The sequence below is a fragment of the Mycobacterium sp. genome (assembly GCF_965229105.1).
Taxonomy (GTDB): Bacteria; Actinomycetota; Actinomycetes; order Mycobacteriales; family Mycobacteriaceae; genus Mycobacterium.
Map to the genome: position 1 here is coordinate 3,189,883 of NZ_OZ245858.1, position 21,011 is coordinate 3,210,893.

At 64.0% G+C, this 21,011-nt stretch carries 22 protein-coding genes and 1 other RNA gene; 9 read left to right on the forward strand and 14 right to left on the reverse strand.

Annotation, left to right across the window (positions count from 1 at the left end):
• Positions 1–68: 68 nt before the first annotated feature.
• From ADBZ9O_RS14900 to ADBZ9O_RS14915, 4 genes are all read right to left on the reverse strand, one after another.
• Positions 69–701, reverse strand: coding sequence for a heme-binding protein (locus ADBZ9O_RS14900; protein ID WP_526532495.1), 633 nt, complete (start codon positions 699–701; stop codon positions 69–71).
• 92 nt (positions 702–793) lie between these two features.
• Complete coding sequence (locus tag ADBZ9O_RS14905) at positions 794–2,506, reverse strand: amidohydrolase (protein WP_526532497.1); 1,713 nt, start codon at positions 2,504–2,506, stop codon at positions 794–796.
• A gap of 18 nt (positions 2,507–2,524) precedes the next feature.
• On the reverse strand, positions 2,525–2,932 hold the full coding sequence (locus ADBZ9O_RS14910) for a VOC family protein (protein ID WP_526532499.1): 408 nt from the start codon (positions 2,930–2,932) through the stop codon (positions 2,525–2,527).
• Between the two features lie 60 nt (positions 2,933–2,992).
• Positions 2,993–5,008: a M4 family metallopeptidase gene (locus ADBZ9O_RS14915; RefSeq protein ID WP_526532501.1), complete on the reverse strand. Its 2,016-nt coding sequence runs from the start codon at positions 5,006–5,008 to the stop codon at positions 2,993–2,995.
• 128 nt (positions 5,009–5,136) lie between these two features.
• Between ADBZ9O_RS14915 and ADBZ9O_RS14920 the strand changes: the two genes are divergently transcribed.
• Positions 5,137–6,141 carry a cobalamin biosynthesis protein gene (locus ADBZ9O_RS14920; RefSeq protein WP_526532503.1) on the forward strand — a complete coding sequence of 335 codons (1,005 nt, stop codon included), beginning with the start codon at positions 5,137–5,139 and terminating at the stop codon, positions 6,139–6,141.
• Here the strand turns inward: ADBZ9O_RS14920 and ADBZ9O_RS14925 are convergent.
• From ADBZ9O_RS14925 to ADBZ9O_RS14935, 3 genes are read right to left on the reverse strand one after another with little or no spacing between them, the layout of a single operon-like run.
• Positions 6,095–6,940 (reverse strand): SURF1 family cytochrome oxidase biogenesis protein, encoded by an 846-nt coding sequence (locus ADBZ9O_RS14925; protein WP_526532505.1) that lies wholly within the window; start codon positions 6,938–6,940, stop codon positions 6,095–6,097. The genes ADBZ9O_RS14920 and ADBZ9O_RS14925 overlap by 47 nt on opposite strands.
• Complete coding sequence (locus ADBZ9O_RS14930) at positions 6,937–7,425, reverse strand: low molecular weight protein-tyrosine-phosphatase (protein WP_526532507.1); 489 nt, start codon at positions 7,423–7,425, stop codon at positions 6,937–6,939. Before ADBZ9O_RS14930 ends, ADBZ9O_RS14925 begins: the two co-directional genes overlap by 4 nt.
• The gene (locus ADBZ9O_RS14935; RefSeq protein ID WP_526532509.1) at positions 7,418–8,098 is read right to left on the reverse strand and encodes an HAD-IA family hydrolase; all 681 of its coding nucleotides are present in this window, start codon (positions 8,096–8,098) and stop codon (positions 7,418–7,420) included. Before ADBZ9O_RS14935 ends, ADBZ9O_RS14930 begins: the two co-directional genes overlap by 8 nt.
• Positions 8,099–8,158: 60 nt before the next feature.
• Here ADBZ9O_RS14935 and ADBZ9O_RS14940 point away from each other — a divergent pair, with 60 nt between their 5' ends.
• The 3 genes from ADBZ9O_RS14940 to ADBZ9O_RS14950 are packed head-to-tail and all read left to right on the forward strand — an operon-like array spanning position 8,159 to position 11,137.
• Positions 8,159–9,316, forward strand: a complete 1,158-nt coding sequence (locus ADBZ9O_RS14940; RefSeq protein WP_526532512.1) for a Nif3-like dinuclear metal center hexameric protein — start codon at positions 8,159–8,161, stop codon at positions 9,314–9,316.
• Positions 9,306–10,040: a zinc ribbon domain-containing protein gene (locus ADBZ9O_RS14945; protein ID WP_526532514.1), complete on the forward strand. Its 735-nt coding sequence runs from the start codon at positions 9,306–9,308 to the stop codon at positions 10,038–10,040. The genes ADBZ9O_RS14940 and ADBZ9O_RS14945 overlap by 11 nt, the downstream gene beginning before the upstream one ends.
• Positions 10,040–11,137 carry a bifunctional RNase H/acid phosphatase gene (locus ADBZ9O_RS14950; protein ID WP_526532516.1) on the forward strand — a complete coding sequence of 366 codons (1,098 nt, stop codon included), beginning with the start codon at positions 10,040–10,042 and terminating at the stop codon, positions 11,135–11,137. Before ADBZ9O_RS14945 ends, ADBZ9O_RS14950 begins: the two co-directional genes overlap by 1 nt.
• A gap of 267 nt (positions 11,138–11,404) precedes the next feature.
• Here ADBZ9O_RS14950 and ADBZ9O_RS14955 read toward each other — a convergent pair whose 3' ends face one another.
• Positions 11,405–11,521, reverse strand: coding sequence for a hypothetical protein (locus tag ADBZ9O_RS14955; RefSeq protein WP_526532518.1), 117 nt, complete (start codon positions 11,519–11,521; stop codon positions 11,405–11,407).
• A gap of 301 nt (positions 11,522–11,822) precedes the next feature.
• Positions 11,823–12,044 carry a hypothetical protein gene (locus ADBZ9O_RS14960; protein WP_526532520.1) on the reverse strand — a complete coding sequence of 74 codons (222 nt, stop codon included), beginning with the start codon at positions 12,042–12,044 and terminating at the stop codon, positions 11,823–11,825.
• A 742-nt stretch (positions 12,045–12,786) separates the two neighbouring features.
• Here ADBZ9O_RS14960 and ADBZ9O_RS14965 point away from each other — a divergent pair.
• A complete protein-coding gene (locus ADBZ9O_RS14965; RefSeq protein WP_526532522.1) occupies positions 12,787–14,928 on the forward strand; it encodes a hypothetical protein in 2,142 nt (713 codons plus the stop codon).
• A gap of 198 nt (positions 14,929–15,126) precedes the next feature.
• A complete protein-coding gene (locus tag ADBZ9O_RS14970) occupies positions 15,127–15,453 on the forward strand; it encodes a recombinase family protein (protein ID WP_526533170.1) in 327 nt (108 codons plus the stop codon).
• A 441-nt stretch (positions 15,454–15,894) separates the two neighbouring features.
• On the opposite strand, the gene ADBZ9O_RS14975 is transcribed toward ADBZ9O_RS14970, so the two are convergent.
• Positions 15,895–16,485, reverse strand: coding sequence for a helix-turn-helix domain-containing protein (locus ADBZ9O_RS14975; RefSeq protein WP_526532524.1), 591 nt, complete (start codon positions 16,483–16,485; stop codon positions 15,895–15,897).
• A 48-nt stretch (positions 16,486–16,533) separates the two neighbouring features.
• Here ADBZ9O_RS14975 and ADBZ9O_RS14980 point away from each other — a divergent pair, with 48 nt between their 5' ends.
• On the forward strand, positions 16,534–17,514 hold the full coding sequence (locus ADBZ9O_RS14980; RefSeq protein ID WP_526532526.1) for an NAD(P)/FAD-dependent oxidoreductase: 981 nt from the start codon (positions 16,534–16,536) through the stop codon (positions 17,512–17,514).
• A 10-nt stretch (positions 17,515–17,524) separates the two neighbouring features.
• Positions 17,525–18,127 carry a class I SAM-dependent methyltransferase gene (locus tag ADBZ9O_RS14985; protein ID WP_526533172.1) on the forward strand — a complete coding sequence of 201 codons (603 nt, stop codon included), beginning with the start codon at positions 17,525–17,527 and terminating at the stop codon, positions 18,125–18,127.
• On the opposite strand, the gene ADBZ9O_RS14990 is transcribed toward ADBZ9O_RS14985, so the two are convergent.
• The 4 genes from ADBZ9O_RS14990 to ADBZ9O_RS15005 all read right to left on the reverse strand — a co-directional run bounded on the left by ADBZ9O_RS14990 (position 18,073) and on the right by ADBZ9O_RS15005 (position 19,864).
• Positions 18,073–18,354 carry an Ada metal-binding domain-containing protein gene (locus ADBZ9O_RS14990; protein WP_526532528.1) on the reverse strand — a complete coding sequence of 94 codons (282 nt, stop codon included), beginning with the start codon at positions 18,352–18,354 and terminating at the stop codon, positions 18,073–18,075. The genes ADBZ9O_RS14985 and ADBZ9O_RS14990 overlap by 55 nt on opposite strands.
• 1 nt (position 18,355) lies before the next feature.
• Positions 18,356–19,039 (reverse strand): 2OG-Fe(II) oxygenase, encoded by a 684-nt coding sequence (locus ADBZ9O_RS14995; protein ID WP_526532530.1) that lies wholly within the window; start codon positions 19,037–19,039, stop codon positions 18,356–18,358.
• Positions 19,039–19,548: a methylated-DNA--[protein]-cysteine S-methyltransferase gene (locus ADBZ9O_RS15000; RefSeq protein ID WP_526532532.1), complete on the reverse strand. Its 510-nt coding sequence runs from the start codon at positions 19,546–19,548 to the stop codon at positions 19,039–19,041. The genes ADBZ9O_RS14995 and ADBZ9O_RS15000 overlap by 1 nt, the downstream gene beginning before the upstream one ends.
• A gap of 94 nt (positions 19,549–19,642) precedes the next feature.
• Positions 19,643–19,864 (reverse strand): hypothetical protein, encoded by a 222-nt coding sequence (locus ADBZ9O_RS15005; RefSeq protein WP_526532534.1) that lies wholly within the window; start codon positions 19,862–19,864, stop codon positions 19,643–19,645.
• A 701-nt stretch (positions 19,865–20,565) separates the two neighbouring features.
• Between ADBZ9O_RS15005 and rnpB the strand changes: the two genes are divergently transcribed.
• Positions 20,566–20,994, forward strand: an RNA gene (gene rnpB / locus ADBZ9O_RS15010) — RNase P RNA component class A.
• Positions 20,995–21,011 lie beyond the last annotated feature (17 nt).

The following is a 21,011-nucleotide window of genomic DNA, read 5'->3' on the forward strand; positions in this document are numbered from 1 at the left end:
CTGTACCGCCCGACGGGCCATTATTGAAAACGATTGTCGATAAGGCCACATCCGGCCCGGGTCAACCGCTACCGCGGCGTGACCGCTACCGCTACCTCATTGCGTCTGCGGAACGGGATCGTCCACGGTGGATCGTAGAACCACGCAACCGGTGTGCCGTTGGGCTTGAAGCCGTTGTCCTGCAACGTATCCAGCAGCTGGGCAGTATGCGACTCAACTGCTGATGGGCTGCGGTCGCCGGTGAACCGCAGCACAGCAACGGTTTCCCCGGGCACCGTCACCAGCACGACGCTGTCGTCGTCGGGCGTCGGCAGCATCTCCATGGTGTATTCGGTCGGCATGAAGAACCGGATCACCGACCCGCCATCAGGCCCGGGTTCCTGGGCTACCGGCGCTGTCATGGCGATCTTCTCACCGGCCTGCTGGGACACCGGCGCCGTCATGGCAATCTTCGTGCCCTGGTGGTTCTTCCCGAAGATGTAGCCCGCCAGCCGCCGAAACCCGGCGCTGCGCGCAGCGGATTCATCGCCGCCGAACACCGTCGTCTGCGCCGCGATCCGGGTGTCGTAGTGCCGGATCTCCACTCTGCGGGTGAGCGCGGTGTGCGTGTACGGCGGCTCCTCGGTCCCGAAACGCAGGCCAACCACCGATCCGAGTCCGTCGAGCACCTGATGAGCAATCGTGCCAAGAGAAATCCCCATGCTGGCATCTATACCCGCTCACACGCCGGCCGCGCCGCCGGAAAGTGTGGCTATTGTCTTACGAAGCTGTCTTACGAAGCCATCGGACCTGGTCAGCAACAGCGCGGAGCGTTCGGTTGTTCTGCCAGTGCAGCGTGTTCGGCGGCGTCGACCCCGCCGACGGCTCCGAGGAACGTATCGAGGTCGACGCGCTGCCCACCCACCCACGTGCCGGCCACCTGTGCCGTCGACGCCAGCTGAGCCGGGTCGACGCTGTAGGGATCGGCTGTCAACTCCACGAAGTCGGCGTACTTACCGACGGCGATCGAACCCACCAGCTTGTCTCGATGCAGGGTGCGCGCGGCATTGATGGTCTGCGCGCGTAACGCGTCATCGAGGGAGATGGCCTGCTCGGGGCCGTGCACGTTGCCGGCGCGGGTGCGTCGCGAGACCGCCGTCTGGACGTTGAGTACCGGCGTCGGCGGTGACACCGACCCGTCATTGTGCAGTGACACGCAGGCCCCGGAGGCGACAGCGTCGGCGAATGACTGCCAGGGTCCGCCATGCTCGTGGTCGAAGATCTGCCCGTCGAGCAGGTCGCCCCAGTAGTAGTACTGGAATGGCGACATCGAGACATACACCCCGAGCCTTGCTGCCCGGTCGAAATGCTTGCGGGTGCCTGCGCCTGCGTGTTCGAGGCGCCAGCGATGGTCGGTGCCGATCAGGTGATGTCGTTGCAGCGCATCCTCATACGCATCGAGCGCCAGGTCGATCGCCAGATCGCCGTTGGCGTGAAAAGCCATCTGCCAACCCGCGGGTGCGGCCCGATCCAGGATGGCGTCCAGTTGCTCACGGGTGTAGTTCATCGACTCAGGTCCGCCGGCCACCGCGGGATCGATCCCCGCGAGCCGGGTGGCCTCACTATCGAGATACGGGAACGAGATCGCGACATTGCCGACCCACACCGACCCGTCGGTCCACAGCTTCACCCCGGCCTTGGTGAGCATCGCCTCACCGGTGGAGAACGTCACCGGCTCGGTATAGGTGTCGGTGGTCGACACTTCCCACATGCTGACCCGCAGTGGACAAGACGGCGCCGACGCCAGCGCCTCGTACCCGGCTTGGAACTTGGGGTCGTAGGTCATATCCGAGGTCGAGGTGTAACCACCGCGGGACATCAACGCGAAATAGTGCGCGGCACTGACCAACGGATTGGCCATCTCGGCCATCAACGGCCCGGCGACGGCCATCACCGCGGGCAGCTCGAAGCCCTGGCCGTCCAAGCTGCCGTCGGGATTGCGTCCGAAATGCGAAGCCACCGGGTCGGCTGGCGGGGCGACATCCCAGCCGTAGCGCTTGATCAACGCGGTGTTGAAGTACACGCCGTGCCCGGAGTTGTCGCTGACCATCGTCACCCGGTCGCCGAAGATCGCGTCGAGGTCGACGGCCTTGGGGGAGGGATGCTGATGCAGCAGTGCGTCGAATCCGGCGAACCACAACGGTGCGGAGGGGTCGGTATCGGCGATCGCGTCGGCGAAGATCGCCTCCACGTCGGCCCACGTCGGGGCGTCCCACGGCGCAATCGACCGAGCCGGCGGTTGGGTAGCCACCCCGCTGACCAGCGGATGACCATGGGGCTCAACGAAACCCGGTAACAACGCGGCCGCGCCGGTGTCGATCACTTGGGCGTCGGGCAGTGCCGCGGTGCACTCTTGCAGTGACCCGACCGCGACGATCCGGTCACCTGACACCGCCACCGCCTGCGCGCGCGGAGTGTCCTCGTCCATGGTGATCACCGTCGTCGCGGTCAGTATCCGATCGGTCATGGCCTCAGTGTGCCCGTCTCACGCCGGAGGTGCGAAGAACTCCAGCGCAATGCCGTCGGGGTCGCGGAAGCTCAGCCCGGAACCGTAATGTGCATCGACGATGCCGCCGTGGTCGATGCCCAACGCGTCGAGCCGCTCCACCCAGGCCTCCAATTCGGTCCGCGACGCGCACCCGAATCCGACGTGGTCCAGACCGGCCCGGTATTCGCTGAAGGGTTGATCGGCCCCGCTGACACTGTGCTGGTGAATGCCGAATATGGTGCCGTCACCGAAGGCCCAGACGACGTGGTGGAAACCGGCGTCGGTGTCCTCGTCGAGGATCGGGTCGGCGCCGATGAGCTCGCGGTACCAGGGGGTGCTCACTGCCAGGTCACGCACCGTGACGGCGACGTGATTCAGGGATGGGAAGGTGGGCGAGGGAGACATTCGGACGTCCTTGTTCGAGTGTGTTGGTCACCCAGAGTACGAAGTGGCCGACCAAACGGTTCAGACAATCCCCACCGCGTCGTAGGCGTCGGTGACCGCCTGCAGCTGGGCCGCGGTGAAGCCGTACTCCGTGGCCGTGTCCAGCACTGCGGCCCGGCCGTCGCTGAAATCGGCGCCAGGGAGCAGCCGGTACATCGAGTGGTAGTACACCTGGGCCCAGGTCGCTTCCGAGATATCGGCAGTATCAGAATCGGTCATCATCAGGTACGCGGCATGGCTGAAGATGGTGCTGTTGTAATGTTCGCCGCCATTGTCGTCAGTACCGGTGTAGCGGTCGGCGTAGTTGTCTTCATACCCTGCGATCGAGGTCGGATCCGCCAGGTTGCGCAGTGGCCCACCCGGGAAGTCGGAATCCTCGCCCATCAGCCAGCGGTCGGCGCCCGTCTTTCCTTCAACCAGGCTGCCCATGATATCGGCATAAGCTTCGTTGAGCGCGCCTGACTCTCCGCCCGACAAGGGCGAATCACCATCTCCGACAGCGTAACTCACGACCGCATGGGTGTATTCGTGTGCCACGATATCCAGTGCCGAGCCCAGGTTGCCCGCATCGCCAAAGGCGAATTGCTGTGCGTCCGGATCCCAGTAAGCGTTGTTGTATCCGGACAGGGCGCCGAGCAGTGCGCCGCTGGGGTTGTACCGCACGCTGAGGTTGACCGCCGCACCGTTACCGTCGAACGAGGTCAGCCCGAGTACGTCGCTGTAGTAGTCGTAGGTTTCCGCGATGTTGGCCTGTGCGGAGATCGCCTGGGGATCCCAGCCGAACAGAGTCTCGAAAGTGATGTTGCCCGGCAGCGTCGGGAAACCGATGAAGAAGAAATATGTGGTCTCGTATGTCGAGATGGCCCGTTGCACATCCTGCAGCGTGTTCAGGCTGAACAGAAGCAGGTTCAGGCTCGACGTATTCACCGTCCGGGAGTTGCCGAGCTCGTCTTGTGCGGTGACCGTCGCGGCGTCCGCGTTGGAACTGCTGACGATCACCTTGCCCGCGTTCGCGCCGTTGGCGGCTACGTAGTACGTCACCCCGGTGTCGGACGCGGTCACTCCCAACGCTTTCGCTGTCTGGGATGGGTCGACCACCACCTTCCAGGCCAGCTGCGGGGTGGAATCCCCGTTGAGTGCGTAGACCACCAATTGCGGTTCGACTGTCGGCTGGGCCAGGACTGTCGAGATCGCCCGGCCCAACGGATCGCCGGTGCTCGTGCTCGCATAGGCCGAGAGGGCCGCGGACGCGGCCTGAGCACTGGTGGAGCTGGTGGTCAGGTCGACATCATCGATACGGGCATCGAGATAGTTGAACACCGACGTCACGGTGCCGCTGTCATCGGTCACCACGATCACCTGGCTACCCAATACAGGGACGCCGTTGACGGTGTCGTGGAAGCGGTAGAACGTCTCGGAGATATCGCCGGTGGACGGATCCGTCGTACCCACCTTTTGCACGGTGATGGCATCGGCGGTGGCGAAATTGGCGGACGCGCCGAGCACCGGCGCCAACCCGTTGAGCAGCGTCGCCGCCTCCTCGGCGGAAGTGATCTTCGTATCGGTGAACGTGCCGTCGATGACGCGGACGGAACCGTCGGTGTTCTGGCTAACGGTCACGTCGGGCTGGGCCGCCAGATCGGCGATTTGGTCCGGGTCGACGGTTGCGCTGGAGCGGTCCGGGCTCTGGCTGGTCACGGTGGTCTGTGCGACGGCGCGACTGCTACTGGAATGAGTGGAGCGGACGCCCACCAACAACGATTCCAGGACGGCCTGCGCGGGGGCGGCGGTCTTCTTCGCGGTCGCCGACGTCGAGACAGCGCTCTTCTGCGATGACCGGGCCGAGCTCTTCGCATTGCCCGCGGGCTTGGCGCTGGCACCAGCGCTGGCGCTGTGTGTCGAATCAGACGAGTCCGACGGACTGGCCGACGCAACGCCCTGGCCGACGGCGACGGCGGCTCCCAGCCCGACGGCCGCGGCCGCAGCTCGAAGCCACATGGTCTGGGTATCCGCGGGTCGGCGGTGTCGTGCAGTCACATTTCCCCCTTGGCAGTGCTCACAAGCTACCAACACAGCAACCCTGTGGCGCGGTTTCCGACATCGAACCGGCTTTGCTGTGTCATACCCCGGCTGCCAGCCCCCTGGCGGTGTGAGACGCTGCCGGGGTGATTGCGCCGACAGATTCGAAACGGGGCAGTCGTGCCGCCGGGGTGCTCATCGGTTATCTGTCCGACGTCGCATTCGCAGATCCGCGGCGGGGCCACCCGGTCGCAGGCTTCGGGACGGCTGCAGCGCAGCTGGAACGGCTCACCTATCGCGACTCGCGGGCTGCGGGTGCGGCGCACACCGCGGTCCTGCTGGCCGCCGTCGTTGTCGGCGCTGCAGGGCTCGACCTCGCCGCGACCCGGCGTGGCGGGTTCTGGTCGACGACCGCGGTAGCGGCAGCGACCTGGGTATCTCTGGGTGGCACATCGCTGGCGCGGACCGGTCTGCAGATGGCCGAGCTACTCGACGACGCGGATATCGCCGGTGCGCGGATGCTGCTGCCGTCGCTGTGTGGGCGCGACCCCGCGCTGCTCGATATCGACGGCCTGACCCGTGCGGCGCTGGAATCGATTGCCGAGAACACCTCCGATGCTCAGGTCGCGCCGGTGCTGTGGGCGGCCCTGGGCGGGACGCCGGGTGTTCTCGTCTACCGCGGTATCAACACCCTCGACGCGATGATCGGACACCGGTCACCGCGCTACGCGAAGTTCGGTTGGGCGGCGGCACGCATCGATGACGTTGCCAATTATGTGGGCGCCCGTGTCGCCGGGGCCCTGGTGGTGGGTTGCGCACCGCTGGTCGGCGGGTCGGCGTTGGGTGCGCTGCGAGCGTGGCGCCGCGATGCGCGCAAACATCCCAGCCCCAACGCCGGTGTGGTCGAGGCCGCCTTCGCCGGCGCCCTCGGTGTCCAGCTCGGCGGGCCCACGCAGTACCGCCACGAACTGCAGATCCGGCCGACCCTCGGCGACGGACCTGCCCCCGGGGTGGCGGATCTGCGGCGCGCGGTGGCGTTATCTCAGGTGGTGCAGGCGGCGGCGGCCGTGGGGGCGGTCGCAGCGGCGGTCGTGCCCAGTATGTTCAGTGCCGTCGGCCGTACCGGTCGGCGAGCTTCTGTTCGACGGTGATCGGAGCCGGCTGGTCCTCAGCTTCGTTGTGGGCCAGGACCGATGCCTCGGCTCGCTCGCGTTCGCGTCGACGCACCTTGATCTCCGAATAAGCGAAATACCCAAGACCGATCGGCGCGACGATGCCGAACACGATCCACTGGATGCCGTAGGACAGGAATGGGCCGGCGTCCAGATGCGGCAGCGCGATGACGCCGAGGCCACCGGGCTGGTTGTCCACCAACTGCAGATAGGCGCCGGTCAGCGGGACGCCGACCAGGGTCGAGATCTGCTTGGTGTCGATGGCATACACCTGCTGACCGCCCTCGGCCTGGAACGGATCCTTACCTACCGGTGCGGTTTCGGAATCCCGCAGCCGGGCGGTGATCGTCACGGTGCCCGTCGGGGCCGCGGCGAAGGCAGGCACCCGCGAACCCCCTTCCGGTCGCACGTAACCGCGGTCGACCAGCACCGTCGGACCGCCATCGACCACGAACGGAACCAGCACCTCGAAGGCCGGATCGCTGTCGATGACGCGGAGCCGGGCCAGCACCTGGCGGTCCGGCAGGTAGTGCCCCGTCGCCGTCACCCGGCGCCATTGCGCATCGGGGGCGGACGAATTCTGTTGTGGCAGAACAGATGTCAACGCCACCGGATCTGCCGTCAGCGACGAGGCGATCTGGTTGTTCTCGCGTGAGGTCGTGGTGTTCTTGCCCAGCTGCCACGGGGCCAGCACGGTGAAGCACAGGTAGGCGAACGCCCCCACGACGACGGCCAGTGCCAGCCACCCCGGCTTGAACAGGAACGCCAGGCGCCTCATGAGGTGGCTGCCCCGAGTTGTTCGTCGACCCAACTGTGCAACCCGGGCAGCGATGCCTCGATAACGGTGAAGACGTCCTCGAATTCGCTCTGGTCGCCGTAGTACGGGTCTTCGACGTCGTCGGCGTGGGCCCCGGAACGCGGGTCGAACGATCGCAGCATCCGGATCCGCTCGGGCTGCACGCCGAGCTGAGTCAGCAGCCGGACATGGTTACGGCCCAACGCCACCACCAGATCTGCCGACAGATGGTCCTCGGCGAGCTGGGCCGCAGCATGCGCGGTGGGGTAACCGTGCGCGTCGAGCACCCGATTCGCGCGCGGGTCGGCACCGTCGCCGACATGCCAGCTGCCGGTGCCCGCGCTGCTCACCCTGACCTGATCACCCAGCCCGCGACGCTGGATCTGCTCGGCGAACATCTTCTCGGCCATCGGCGAGCGGCAGATGTTGCCGGAGCAGACGAACGTCACGTGTAGCGGTTCAGACACCGAGCACCTCCCGCAGTGCGCTCACGTTCGCGACGTGCGCGAATGGGGTAGGCCCGGCGTGGCCGTCCGGACTCTCGCCGAAATCGCTCTTGCCATAACCCCAGCCGACGATCACGGTGGAGATCCCATGCTCGGCGGCACCTTCGACGTCATGGCTGCGGTCACCGACCATCAACACGTGCTCCGGTAGCGGGGCCAACTGGGCCAGTGCATGGGCCACCACATCGGCCTTGCTCGACCGAATGCCGTCGACGCTGGCACCGGCGATGACCTCGAAATACTCGTCGAGACCGAAGTGGGTGAGGATCCGCCGGGCGGTCGGCTCGGCCTTCGACGTCGCCACCGCCAGCCGCACACCGGATGACTTCAGGTCGGCCAGCAGTTGCTCGACACCATCGAACAGGCTGTTCATCGACCAGCCCCGGGTGGTGTAGTCGGCGCGGTAGGCCGCGATCGCGGCATCAGCCTGCTCGCCGAGGCCCATCCCGCTCAGTGTGTGATGCATCGGGGGTCCGACGATCCGGCTGGCCAGGTCGCCGTCGGGGGCCTGCGCGCCGATCTGAGCCAGCGCGTGGCGGAAGCTGGCCACGATTCCTTCGGCGGAATCGGTCAGGGTGCCGTCCAGGTCGAAGATCACCAGCTGAGGTTTGTCGGTCCGGAACGGTTCGGTCACGCTCGCTATTCTCCCTGATCGTTTCGCCGACCGAATCGCCAGCGCACTACTGTTCGGTGTGTGGTGAAGCTCGCGGACGTGATCGACGTGCTGGATGCGGCGTACCCCCCGCAGTTCGCGCAGTCGTGGGATTCGGTCGGCCTGGTCTGTGGCGATCCGCGCGACACCGTTGATTCGGTCACGATCGCAGTGGATGCGACGGCCGCCGTGGTCGACGACGTCCCCGACGGCGGGCTATTGCTGGCTCACCATCCGCTGCTGCTCCGCGGGGTGGACACCGTCGCGGCCAGCACGCCCAAGGGCGCGCTGGTGCACCGGCTGATCCGGTCCGGACGCGCACTGTTCACGGCCCACACCAACGCCGATTCGGCCGCCCCCGGGGTTTCCGACGCTCTGGCGCACGCGCTGGGCCTGACCGTGGCGGGTGTTCTCGAACCGCGGTCGAGCGGTGCGGAGCTGGATAAATGGGCAATCTTCGTGCCGCCGGTCAACGCCGATGCCGTCCGCGCGGCTGTCTTCGGCGCCGGCGCCGGGCAGATCGGCGACTATTCGCAGTGCAGCTGGAGCGTCACCGGTGCCGGGCAGTTCCTGCCGCGCGATGGCGCGCAGCCGGCGATCGGCACCGTCGGCACCGTGGAGCGGCTGCCGGAGGACCGGATCGAATTTGTCGCACCTGCGGCGCTGCGCGGCGCGGTGCTATCGGCGATGCGTGCAGCCCATCCCTATGAGGAACCGGCCTTCGATGTGATCGCACTGGCGCCGTTGCCTGCCGGGGTCGGGATTGGCCGGATAGCGGTATTGCCGCAACCAGAACCCTTGCGTGACTTCGTCACCCGCGTCGCGGCCCGACTACCGGCCACCAGCTGGGGAGTGCGGGCAGCGGGCGATCCCGAGCTGTTGGTATCCCGGGTTGCGGTCTGCGGCGGGTCAGGTGATTCATTATTGGACGCGGTGGCCCGTGCCGACGTGCAGGTCTATCTGACGGCCGACCTGCGACACCACCCGGCCGATGAACATCGTCGCGCATCGTCGGTGGCCCTGGTCGACGTGGCGCACTGGGCCAGCGAATACCCATGGTGCGGACAGGTGGCTGAGCTGTTACGCACCCATTTCGGCGCGGCACTGGACGTGCGGGTATCAGATATCCGCACCGATCCTTGGAACCTGGACGCACGTCCAACGAGTGAGAGCGATACCGAAGACAAATATGAAAGCTGAAGTGATACAGCAGCGTTCGCTGCTGGAGTTGGCCGAACTGGACGCCGAGCTGAGTCGGCTCGCGCATCGCGGGACCCACCTGGCTGAGCAGCAGGAGTACGAGAAGCTCCAAGGTGAACATCAGGCCGCCAACGATCAGCTGGCCGTCCTGCAGATCGCGCTGGACGATCTCGATGGTCAGGCGGCCCGATTCGAAGCGGAGATCGACGGGGTCCGGCAACGCGAAGACCGAGACCGCTCGCTGCTTGCATCCGGGGCCACGGGCGCCAAACAGCTCGCCGAGCTGCAACATGAGCTGGAGACGCTGGAGCGGCGTCAGTCGTCGTTGGAGGACTCGCTGCTTGAGGTGATGGAACGCCGTGAGGAACTGCAGAAGCAGCAGTCCGAGGCGCTGGGTGTCATCGACCGACTGCAGAACGAGCTCGGTACCGCGGGACAGGCCCGGGATGCCGCCACCGACGATATCGAGTCGACCCGCCGGCTGAAGATCCAGCGGCGGGACGGTGTCATCGCCTCTCTCAACGCCGACCTGCTGGCACTCTACGAACGGTTGCGCGCCTCATCGGGTATCGGCGCGGGTGCGCTGCAGGGCCGGCGCTGCGGTGCGTGCCGGATCGAGATCGACTCCGGTGAGCTGTCGCGGATTGCCGCGGCAGATGAAGACGAGGTGCTGCGCTGCCCCGAGTGTGGCGCAATCCTATTGCGGGTCAAGGGGTTCGCGTAGTGAAGGTGGTCGTCGAGGCGGACGGCGGATCGCGCGGTAATCCAGGTCCGGCCGGTTACGGGTCGGTGGTTTTCACTGCTGATCGGTCGACGGTGCTCGCCGAGGCCAAACAGGCGATCGGGCGAGCCACCAACAATGTGGCCGAATACCGCGGTCTGATAGCAGGTTTGGAAGAGGCTGCCAGTCTTGGCGCGACAGAGGTCGCCGTGTCGATGGACTCCAAATTGGTGGTCGAACAGATGTCGGGACGCTGGAAGGTCAAGCATCCCGACCTGATCGAATTGCACCGGCAAGCCAGCGCATTGGCATCGCAGTTCGAGCGGATCACCTATCGGTGGATACCGCGGGCGCAGAACTCACATGCCGACCGGCTGGCCAATGAGGCGATGGATGCGGCCGCCGACCTCGGTGCCGTCGTTGCGGCTCCGGCGGAAGTGGCCAGCACCGAGGTGCGGACCAACCCGGCCGGCTGGACCGGTGCCCGCGGCGAGCCGACCCGACTGTTGTTGCTTCGGCATGGGCAGACCGAATTATCCGTGGAGCGGCGCTATTCCGGCCGCGGGAACCCGGCGCTCACGGAGCTGGGCCGACGCCAGGTCGACGCGGCGGCGGCTTTTCTCGCCGACCGCGGTGGTATCGACGCCGTGGTGACCTCACCGTTGCAGCGGGCGTATGACACCGCCTCGGCGGCCGCCAAGGCGCTCGGCCTCGATGTGACCGTCGACGATGATCTGATCGAAACAGATTTCGGCGAGTGGGAAGGGTTGACCTTCGGCGAGGCGAACGCGACAGACCCAGCGCTGCATGGTCGTTGGCTCGGTGACACCAGCGTGCCGCCACCGGGCGGGGAGAGCTTTGATCAGGTGCACGACCGCATCCGTCGCGCCCGCACCCGCATCATCTCCGAGTACGGTGGCTCCACCGTACTGGTGGTATCGCATGTGACACCGATCAAAACCATGCTGCGGATGGCGCTCGATGCCGGCCCGTCGATTCTGTACCGGCTGCACCTGGACTTGGCGTCGCTGTCCGTCGCCGAGTTCTATCCCGATGGTGCGGCATCGGTCCGATTGGTGAATCAGACGTCGTATCTGTAATGGCGGTACATTTTCCCAGCGTAAGGCGCTAGTTAAGAGCCTCAGTCCGCAGACAGTGCGCACGGAGCAGTCTTCAGTGAAGATACCGAAGGCCTTCGAGTCGCGGAACTGTTCGCAACGTTCGACCGGATTTTCACTTTGCAGGTCATGTGAAGTCGTCGCACTCCTTCCTTTTAGCGGCCAGACAATCACATGGCTACGGCCGCCACGTTGTCGGAGGTTCGAGAAGCTTCGGTCCACGAAATGCCTTGGGCGGCATGAACTCTTTCATGGAGCAAGGCCAGGTAACATGGCGTCACCCGCGGACAGGCCCTTATCTTGCATCAGCCGATCTACCGTGCACGCGGCGCAACGGTCGCCTGCGCGGTGCAGGTAGGCGGTCATTTTGCGTCGCCCGTACCTGTCCTCCGGGGTACCTATCGTGGCCCGCAGTGCGTCCGTGAGCTCGGCATCGGTGATGATCCGATCCGACGGCGGGGCGGTTTCCAGTTGCGGTACGTGCGTGGGGCGACCTGGACACTTTGTTCGGTGAGCACTCGGGAGATCGACTCGACCCGGAATCCGCGGGCCCGCATCTGGTCGATGAATCCGCAGATCAGCGGTGGCGCGGGTCGAGCTCCCGCGCGAAGAAAATCGAGACCCTTCTCAGAATCTCTTTGGCCCCTTGATATCTCGTACTTCTTGCTCAAAAATCGCGGATGCGCTGTTGCTCAGTAGTTGTGATGCCCGGACGTGCGCTGTCATCGACCTGGGCCTGCAATACCCACCGCCTCAGCGACTCGACTCCGACACCGACCTTCGGGCCGATCGCCACCCAGGCGGCGTACACCGACCGGTACTCGTCCAGATGGTCGAGCACCATCTTCACCGCACGCTCACGCTGCTCGACCGGGTAATGCTTGGCCATAATCGCCATCCTCCACACAGAAGGAAGCGGCATCAAACCTGGAACGGTTCACGTCTCGAAATAGACCACATACGAGGGTCGCGAAACTCGGTGTCGAAGGGCTATTGCGAGCGCTGAAATTCCGTCGTGTGGTGTCAGCCGTTTGTATGAAAACGCAAGTACCTCAAGGAGGTTTGCTGATTTTGAACGCTCCTTCGTCACAGCATTCTGATATATATCGTCCAGCACAGTGACAGGAAAGTTGGGGGCAGCGGTAATGGCCAGTAGGCATCGGGCGAAATCGTCAGAACGCCGCAAGGGCGCTAAGGGCTGCCGTCGGACTTACCGCCTCGCGCCCTATGTGTGGCTCGGTGCCGGTGCGATTTCACTTGGCGTAGGTGCTGCGTTGTCGAGCGGATCTGGGCTGGCCCACGCCGATGACTTCGGATCAAGCCGCGCATCGATGGACCGCGATTCTCGGAAAATCGCATCGACGGCGCCACACACGGTGCGCTCGACGGCGCAAGTGGCCGGCGTTAGTTCATCGGGAAAGCCCCCCGTTACCCGACAGGGCAAAACGAGCACGACGGCAGCGCCATTCACTCATTCGATGTCGCTGCCCGCCAAGTCAGTGCATTCTCCGGCTTCGACTGTCAGCAGACCTTCTGCAAACACTTCGGGGGCACGTCAAACGCCAACAGAGCAAACGTTTGCGGCTGCTAACCCCCCTCTCTCCACGTCGGTGGTGGCCTCAGCTGATTCAGTGATCGAAACCGTCTCCGCAACAACGGAATTGACTGCCACTGTGGCTGATTTTCAGGTGCTGGAGAGTGCGACACCCATTGTGCCTGTGGGTGATTCGGGTGATTCGGTCTTGGCTGCGATCCGCAGCGAAGCTGACGACATAGTCAGCAGTCAGGTATCAACCGCTATCGTTTCGACTACTGATGTGGTGAAAGCTTCTGCGGCGACTGCCAGGGCCGCTGCACTTAGTGCGGCCGCCGCCAGCTCGGCGGTCGTCGCGACGATCCCGCTCGGCGACAATTTCGAGTATGGAGGCGATCTGGCGGTCAGCCCCGATGGCAGCCGCGTCTATGTTGTTGGTTATTCCAACGCCGACGATGACGCTCTGGTGGTGATCGATACAGCCACGAACACCGTCGCCGCAACTATTGATGTTGAGTCCTACCCCGTAGGTGTCGTAGTGAGTCCGGACGGTAAACGCTTATACGTCAGCCACAGCAGTGTCGGGATGCTATCGGTGGTCGATACGGCAACCAATACTGTTACCGGCACAATCTCGCTGAACGACGGTGCCCTCGATGTGACCAACGGTGGCGCTCTGGCCGTTAGCCCCGACGGGACCCGCGTCTACGTGACCGGATGGCAACCTTTAAGCGACCCATACGACGGCCACGGCACCTATGTAATTGCAGTGGTCGATACGACCAGCGACACCGTTACGGCCAGGATCTTCGTCCCTGGAAACGAGGTGCTCGGGCCCAATGGCGTGTGGTATGTCAACGGGGGGGCTCCCCTTGGTGTGGCGGTAAGTCCTGACGGTAGCCGCGTATACGTCGGCGTCGACGGCATCGAAGGCAATGCAGGCGTTCCCTTGACCGTCGGTTCGCTGACGGTAATCGATACCGCCAGCAATTCAGTCATTGACACGGTCTCCATCGGCCACCCACGCGTGCGTGTGGCGGCCGTAAGTCCAGACGGCAGCGGCGTGTACATCATCAGCGAAGCCTGGAGGAGCGACGCCGGTGCGGTGTCAGTCTGGGATACGGCCACAGGTGCCTTCTCTAACATCGCTGCGATTGATGCGCCCCACAGTCTGGCAGTCAGTCCTGACGGCAGCCGCGTGTACATCAGCTCACGTAACAACATCGTGTCGGCAATTGATGCAGCCACCAACACCGTCATTTCAGCAGCTACGATCGACAACCCCGGCGTTCTGGCAGTCAGCCCAGACGGCAGTCGCGTCTACGACCTCAACTGGCATGCCAACGGGTTGGACCCCACCCTTTCGGTGATCGATGCGGGGCAGTTAGCCACAGATACGGAGCTGGACCCCCTGTCGGCGCTGGCGTTGGCTTTCAATAATGGACTGCTGTCGTTCCGCGATTTCAGCAACATGCTGGCCAATACCTTCAGCGGATGGGTCAACGGGGTGGTTAGTTCTATCCGCGAAAGCCTTCCCACCGGCGGTAGTGGCCAAGTCCGGATCGATACTCCGACGACGACGGTGGGGCTGTGGAATCGTCTCCTCACCGTCACTGGTGGCTTCTTCAATGACGGTTTCTATATCGACAAGGTGAAGTCTGCCGACGATGGTCAGGCAAAGCTGGTCGTATACATCGGTGGTACCGATCCCTTCAGTCCGTTCAACCAACCTGCTTTGCAGAACAGTGTGGGATGGACGGGCCAGGCACAGTATTGGCAGGTCAGTCAGATCGAGGCCGCTCGCGGCGGCAACCCGAATATCGAGATCATGCTGGTTGGCTTCAGCCAGGGAGGTATGGATGCGCAGAACCTCGCAGCGCATGCTGATGACCTGGGCCTCAACGTAACGACAGTTGTCACCTTCGGATCGCCGGTTGTCCAAGACGCCCCGACAGACACCGACGGGTATCAGGTAGTCCACCTCGAAGCCAAGAAAGATCCAGTTCCGGACTGGGGACGCCCAGGGGAACGTTCGGCAGCGCGGAAAGCAAAAATCCTGTTTGAGGGAACAACCGCAACAAGCAATAATTTCTGGGCGAACGTGAACGGCCTCGGGGTAGTTCACGGCGACCCCGCCACCTATCGTGAGCTGGCGCAGCAATTTGACACTTCTCAACAGTTCAAGACGATCAAGGCGAACATCGATGGATTTGAAGGGCAGTACCTCGGCCACTACTGAATAACCACGCCTTAGCTTGCCGAAGAGGCTGTGGGCGGAGAATCTCAAATCAGACCACATATTAGGCATTCTGGGTGACCCAGTGCCGCTCGATGATTTCCCAGGCCGTGGTGTCTCAATAATTATGCTGATCGCATTGTGAGGCAACAAGAATTGGTCGCAGCGTTTTCGACTCAGTCCGGCACTCGGATCGGATATGTGCGCGTCAGTACAGTAGCCCAGACTCTTGATCAGCAGCAGTCAGCTTTGGAAGCAGCTGGTGTTACAAAGATCTTCTCGGACGTTATGTCCGGTGCACGGGATGACCGGCCAGGCCTAGCGAAGCTACTGGCCTATGTGCGCGAGAGTGACACCGTTATCTTACGCAATCTAGATCCTATGGGCTGCAACATCTTTCATAGTCTCGAGACGGTCAGTGCACTGACCAGCCATGGGGCCACCTTGGTGTTGGTCACCGATGGGATCGACTTTTCCACTGCCGCAGGCAGAATGATTATCAGAACTTTTATTTCCGAGACAAACTGATGATGGGAGTTTGGGCTCGACTGCGGAGTGCGGGAGGGAACTCGCGAAGGAGCGAACTGCCTTAAAGTGCGCATTGTCGCGTGCGAACGGCACCAAATTCGGTCGACCATGCAAAGTATCCGACGCCGACCACCTCGCGACGGCCAGGAACATCAAGGCTGACAGTCACACCGGCAAAGACAAAGCGAGGTTCCTCGGGGTAAGCAGGGCGACGTTATATCGGAACTTCGACGACGATGTTCCTAGTGCATCCGTCCTGCGATGAAATCAATTAGCTGTCCGGACGAATGACTGGCCCCGGTAAGCGCGTCGCCGAGTGTGCAGTCGCCAACGGCGTCCCACACTGACACCCTGCAGAGACGGAGAGTGTCGGAGTGAAGTGCGGCCATGTCGTCACCCATCAGCAAGACCAGACGTCGTATCTGTAGGTACCTGCGGTCCCTACTCGTGCAGGTGCAGTCGTTCGCCGTGCGCGCCGAAGATCGCGATCAGTTCCACCGGGCCGTCGACGGCGCCGAACCAATGCGGTGTCCACGTGCTGAATTCGGCGGCCTCGCCGGGTTTGATGACGAAATCCTTCTCGCCGAGCAGTAGTCGCAGTCGACCGGACAGCACGTAGATCCAGTCCTGGCCTTCGTGCACCCGAAGTTCGGTCGGCGGGGTGTTGCGTTTGGCGCTGACCCGGATCTTGAAGGCATGCAGGCCACCTGCGGGACCCTGGCGCGTCAACGGCCAGTATGTCGCGCCGTCACGCGTGTGTGCGCTGCCACGCACCCGCGGATCAGGACGCTCCGGCTCACGGAGAAGTTCGTCGGTGGTCACCGACAGTGCCTCGGCCAGTCGGGGCAGATGATCCAGCGCGAGTCGGCGTTTCCCGGACTCCAACCGACTCAAGGTGGACACGTCGATACCCGCCTGGCCGGCGACGTCGTCGAGCGTCATACCCTTGCTGATCCGGAGTTCCCGCAGCCGACGCCGGACCCTCAGGTCGACATTTCCGACCGTGGCGTCGTCGGAGTCTTTTGCCTGCATGGCAAATGAGCTTGGCAGAATCGGCGACTGTCGGCAACCATCGGGGGTATGGACATTGTTCTGGATTGCGTGATTGTGGGCGGTGGGGCTGCCGGACTGAGCGCCGGGCTGGTCCTCGGCCGGGCGAGGCGACGGACGCTGATCGTGGATGCGGGACAGCAGAGCAATTTGGCCGCACACGGTATCGGTGGGTTGCTCGGCTCCGACGGACGCCCGCCGGCCGAGCTCTATGCGGCCGGACGCGTTGAGCTGTCGGCATATCCGAGCGTTGAGATCCGCGACGACGAGGTGGTGACCGGTGCCCGCGACGGTGACGAGTTCGTCCTGACTCTCGGCGGCGGCGAGAGCGTGCGGGCGCGCCGGGTACTGCTCGCCACGGGTATGCAGTATCGACCACCCCCACTGCCGGGACTTGCCGAACTGTGGGGCCGATCGGCCTTCCACTGCCCGTTCTGTCATGGCTGGGAGGTGCGCGATCAACCCTTGGCCGTGCTGGCTGCGGGGGAGCGGGGCGTGCATTCGGCGCTTCTGTTACGCGGCTGGAGCGACGATATCGTCCTGTTGACCGACGGCCCCGCCGAGTTGAGTGACGACAGCATGGCCCGGCTGAGAGCTGCCGGTGTCTCCGTGGACGAGCGACCGGTGGCCGAACTTCGCGGTGTGGAAGGGCTTCGCGGTGTGGAAGGGCAAATGGCGGCAGTGGTGTTCGCCGACGGCAGCCAGCTGCCACGTGCAGGGCTGCTGGTCGGCACCACGTTGTATCAACGATCCACCCTGGCGCAGCAGTTGGGCGCCGACCCGGCCGAGCCTGGACCCGTCGCCGCTGATGCAGCGCACGTCGATGCGTTTGCGCGCACCACGGCGCCTGGGGTTTTCGCGGCGGGCGATATCAGTGCCCAGATGCCGCAGGTGGCTACGGCGGTGGCGGGCGGGGCGATGGCCGCGGCGATGATCATGCAAACCTTGATGGCGGACGATTTCGGTCTGCCGCTACCTATCGGAGGAGATTCACGTGTCGGAACCCGTTGATCTGCAGGCTATGTGGAATGAGCGTTATGGCCAGGTGGACCGCATCTGGAGCGGCAGGCCCAACGCCCGACTCGTCGAAGTGGCCTCGGGGTTGACGCCCGGCCGGGCGCTCGACCTCGGTTGTGGCGAGGGCGGTGACGCCCACTGGTTGGCGCAGCAGGGTTGGCACGTTGTCGCTGTCGATGTCTCCGACACGGCTCTGCAGCGAGCGGCCGCCGATGCCGGAGAGCTCGCCGCGCGCATCGACTTTCGGCGCCACGACCTGATGCAGACGTTCCCCGATGGTTCCTACGACCTGGTGTCCGCCCAGTTCCTGCATTCGCCAGTGCCGTGGGAGCGTGACCGACTCTTGCGTCGAGCCGCCGACGCCGTTGCCTCGGGCGGCACGTTCTTCATCGTCGATCACGGCGAGGCGCCGCCGTGGGCGTCGCACTCGGACAAGCACGTTCACGATTTTCAGAGCCCGCAGGAAGTGATCGACGGGCTCGATCTCGATCTCGCGCAGTGGGATATCGTGCGGGCCGAACCCGCATCGCGTGAGGGAGTTGGGCCCGACGGTCAGACCGGCACCCTGGTGGACAATGTGATCGTGCTACGCCGCCAGGCCCGGTAATCCTCGGGTAGACAACGCGCGCACGGCCGATAGCCGGCGGCCACGGCGGCGCCCTGCGCGGCGAAGAAGACCCGGTGGGATACATAGCCCCCACGCGCGATCGCACGTAATGCCGAGGGGCAGTCGAGCCGGCCGTAAATCCGTGTCCGGCGATGACCGCCGAAGACACCCGGTTTCGTCGACATATACGGTGTACCGTCGGCACCGATCATGCTGTAGCGCTTCATTTTACGAGGCATCGTGCAACACCAGGCCGAGGGTGAAGCGTTCGCCGCTGCGCACTTCGGACACGCCGTGTCGCATCGGTGCCGCCGACCAGCCGCGGGCTGAGCGCACCGGGCGGTCGCGGGTGGTGAACACCAACCCGTGGCCGGCCGGAATCTGGATGGAGGTGCCCCGGGATTGTGCTCGTGGGCGTTGTTCGACGAGCAGGAATTCACCACCGGTGTAGTCCGCCGTGGGATCGCTGAGGTTGATCACCACTTGGAGGGGAAAGACCGCATCACCGTAGAGGTCGCGGTGGAGGGCATTCCAGTCGCCAGGGCCGTATTTCAGCAGGATCGCGGTGGGCTTGCACTGCCCGGCCTGATGGCATTGGTGCAGCCATTCATCAAGGGTGTCCGGCCACGGAGTCGGGCGGCCCAGCCGTGCGTACCAGTCGCGGGCGATCGGCAGCAGCTGCAGGTACAGGGCCTGTTTGAGTTGCTCGATCGGCTCTGGGTACGGCGTGCGGAAATACCGGTACTGTCCCGCGCCGAATCGGTAGCGGGCCATCTCAATCGTGGAGCGGAAACGGTCGTCGTCATACATTTCCCGCAGCGCCTTCGCCTGGTCGGCGCTGAGGAGTCGGGGGAGTAGTGCGGCGCCGCATCGGTCCAGTTCGGCGGTGATAGATGCCCAGTCTGGCTGCATCAGAACAACTTCGAGAGCCGGGACGCGCTGGTTTCCTCGCGTTCCAACAGGAACCGCTTACGCGCCAGCCCGCCGGCATACCCCGTGAGCTTGCCGTCTTTACCGACGACGCGGTGACACGGCACGACGATGCTCAGCGGGTTTCGGCCGACGATCTGGCCGACCTGCCATGCGGTGGTTGTGCCGAGTGTCGCTGCCAATTCGCCGTAGGTGACGGTCTCGCCGTAGGGAATGTCGGTCAGCAGCTGCCAGACGCGCCGGTGCAGCGGTGAGCCGTCCAGGGTGGTCGGGAGATCGAAGCTGGTGCGTGCGCCGTCGAGAAACTCGTGCAGCTGCACCTCTGTTCGGCTGAACAACGCGTCGTCGGCCGGATGTACCAGCGGCCCGAAGTCGGTGCGCGCCGGTCGATGCCAGTGTTTGGGGAAGTAGACACCGGTCACGGTGTCGTTCCGGGCGACAAGTGTCAGCTCGCCCAGTTGCGATTCGATGGTGCAGTGTTTCGTGCTCATAACCGGTAGACGCCAGGGGCGGCGGTTATGTGAGATCTGAACAGACATGCTTAGGCAAGCGGCGACAAGGCCGCCGCTCACCGTCCGCCTGCGACTAGTTGGACAGCGTCAGGTACCAGAGTCCATCGTCATGCTTGTCGCATGAGAAATGGGTCCAATCGCCGGCAACTGCGCCACCTGCGGCGCCGTCTGCCTGGCATGCCTCTGCGGTGGCGTAATTGCCCTCCACGAGCACCGAGTCGGCGTTAGCCACACCCAGAGCCGTGGTCATCAGGCCGCCAACGACCAGCAAGCCGGCTCCCAGGATTTTCTTCATATACGTCCCCTTCCGCGGGATCTCAACCTCTCATCGACATTGATGGTTGAACGATTACCGTAGCGTGCCCTAAACGTTATGGAGCAAATTTTTACGATTTAGTCAATGCGACACGCCGTGCATTTGGCGATTTCCTGCTGTTGTGATGTCTTGCGGGCCATGTATGGGTGTCCCATATACGACTAAAAGCTTTGCGGCGCAAAAGCATAACCCTTATGCATGCAAGCGAAGAACGTCGTCATGCTTGTGTGGCGCAAGAGTCCTACTGAGACGGCTGTTGTTGCAACTGAAACCAAATATGGTGTCGATTTCAACGAATACGGCCTATTTGAGGCATTCTGGCGCACCTCCGAGTGCTATCTACCGGGAGGACGCCGGCCATTCGTGGGACGCCAATATCGGTTTTCCGGAGGCCGGAAATTCGGATTTTGGTCGCCTCAGGGGTTCGAGCCACCTGGGCGCGGGCTCCGGGGGCTTCGCGTTAGCCGTTCATCGATGTCGAGCAAGCCAATTTTGTCACCTGTCATGTCGCAGGACATCGGTGACAGTTCGGGTGGTCTTGGTGGTGACACTTCGGCCCCCAAGCTCCCGGGGTTGTCCGGCGTTGTCTTCTCCCCGTGTACCGCGACGGACGGCAACATGGCCCAATTGTGGCTCGTTGGCCTGCGGGCGGTCACTACGAGTACCTTTATCTGCGCGAACGAGTTGGCTGGGCGGCCGCGGTGGACCGCCGGTGTCCTTGGGGGAGGAAACCGGAGGTCGATCGAGGAAAGTCCGGACTTCGCAGAGCAGGGTGATTGCTAACGGCAATCCGAGGCGACTCGCGGGAAAGTGCCACAGAAAACAGACCGCCTCCTGAGCTTTCGGGCTTGGGCGGTAAGGGTGAAACGGTGCGGTAAGAGCGCACCAGCATCCCGGGTGACCGGGGTGGCTTGGTAAACCCCACCCGAAGCAAGGTCAAGAAGGTCGCAAGGGGGAGCGATTGCGCAGGCGTTCGAGGGCTGCTCGCCCGAGCCTGCGGGTAGACCGCTTGAGGCACCCGGCAACGGTGTGTCCAGATGGATGGTCGCCGCCACGTGCCTCGACAGAGACGCGCGGAACAGAATCCGGCTTAGAGGCCAACTCGTTCGCTCACCAGCTGGCCTCT

What these genes read in the sequence shown, in the direction of transcription:
- ADBZ9O_RS14955 (WP_526532518.1), bottom strand. Translation starts at nt 11,521, where the DNA reads ATGACCGCCTACCTGCACCGCGCAGGCGACCGTTGCGCCGCGTGCACG.
- ADBZ9O_RS14910 (WP_526532499.1), bottom strand. Translation starts at nt 2,932, where the DNA reads ATGTCTCCCTCGCCCACCTTCCCATCCCTGAATCACGTCGCCGTCACG.
- ADBZ9O_RS14925 (WP_526532505.1), bottom strand. Translation starts at nt 6,940, where the DNA reads ATGAGGCGCCTGGCGTTCCTGTTCAAGCCGGGGTGGCTGGCACTGGCC.
- ADBZ9O_RS14995 (WP_526532530.1), bottom strand. Translation starts at nt 19,039, where the DNA reads ATGCAGCCAGACTGGGCATCTATCACCGCCGAACTGGACCGATGCGGC.
- ADBZ9O_RS14980 (WP_526532526.1), top strand. Translation starts at nt 16,534, where the DNA reads ATGGACATTGTTCTGGATTGCGTGATTGTGGGCGGTGGGGCTGCCGGA.
- ADBZ9O_RS14900 (WP_526532495.1), bottom strand. Translation starts at nt 701, where the DNA reads ATGGGGATTTCTCTTGGCACGATTGCTCATCAGGTGCTCGACGGACTC.
- ADBZ9O_RS14985 (WP_526533172.1), top strand. Translation starts at nt 17,525, where the DNA reads ATGTGGAATGAGCGTTATGGCCAGGTGGACCGCATCTGGAGCGGCAGG.
- ADBZ9O_RS15000 (WP_526532532.1), bottom strand. Translation starts at nt 19,548, where the DNA reads ATGAGCACGAAACACTGCACCATCGAATCGCAACTGGGCGAGCTGACA.
- ADBZ9O_RS14990 (WP_526532528.1), bottom strand. Translation starts at nt 18,354, where the DNA reads ATGAAGCGCTACAGCATGATCGGTGCCGACGGTACACCGTATATGTCG.
- ADBZ9O_RS14945 (WP_526532514.1), top strand. Translation starts at nt 9,306, where the DNA reads ATGAAAGCTGAAGTGATACAGCAGCGTTCGCTGCTGGAGTTGGCCGAA.
- ADBZ9O_RS14905 (WP_526532497.1), bottom strand. Translation starts at nt 2,506, where the DNA reads ATGACCGATCGGATACTGACCGCGACGACGGTGATCACCATGGACGAG.
- ADBZ9O_RS14960 (WP_526532520.1), bottom strand. Translation starts at nt 12,044, where the DNA reads ATGGCCAAGCATTACCCGGTCGAGCAGCGTGAGCGTGCGGTGAAGATG.
- ADBZ9O_RS15005 (WP_526532534.1), bottom strand. Translation starts at nt 19,864, where the DNA reads ATGAAGAAAATCCTGGGAGCCGGCTTGCTGGTCGTTGGCGGCCTGATG.
- ADBZ9O_RS14975 (WP_526532524.1), bottom strand. Translation starts at nt 16,485, where the DNA reads ATGCAGGCAAAAGACTCCGACGACGCCACGGTCGGAAATGTCGACCTG.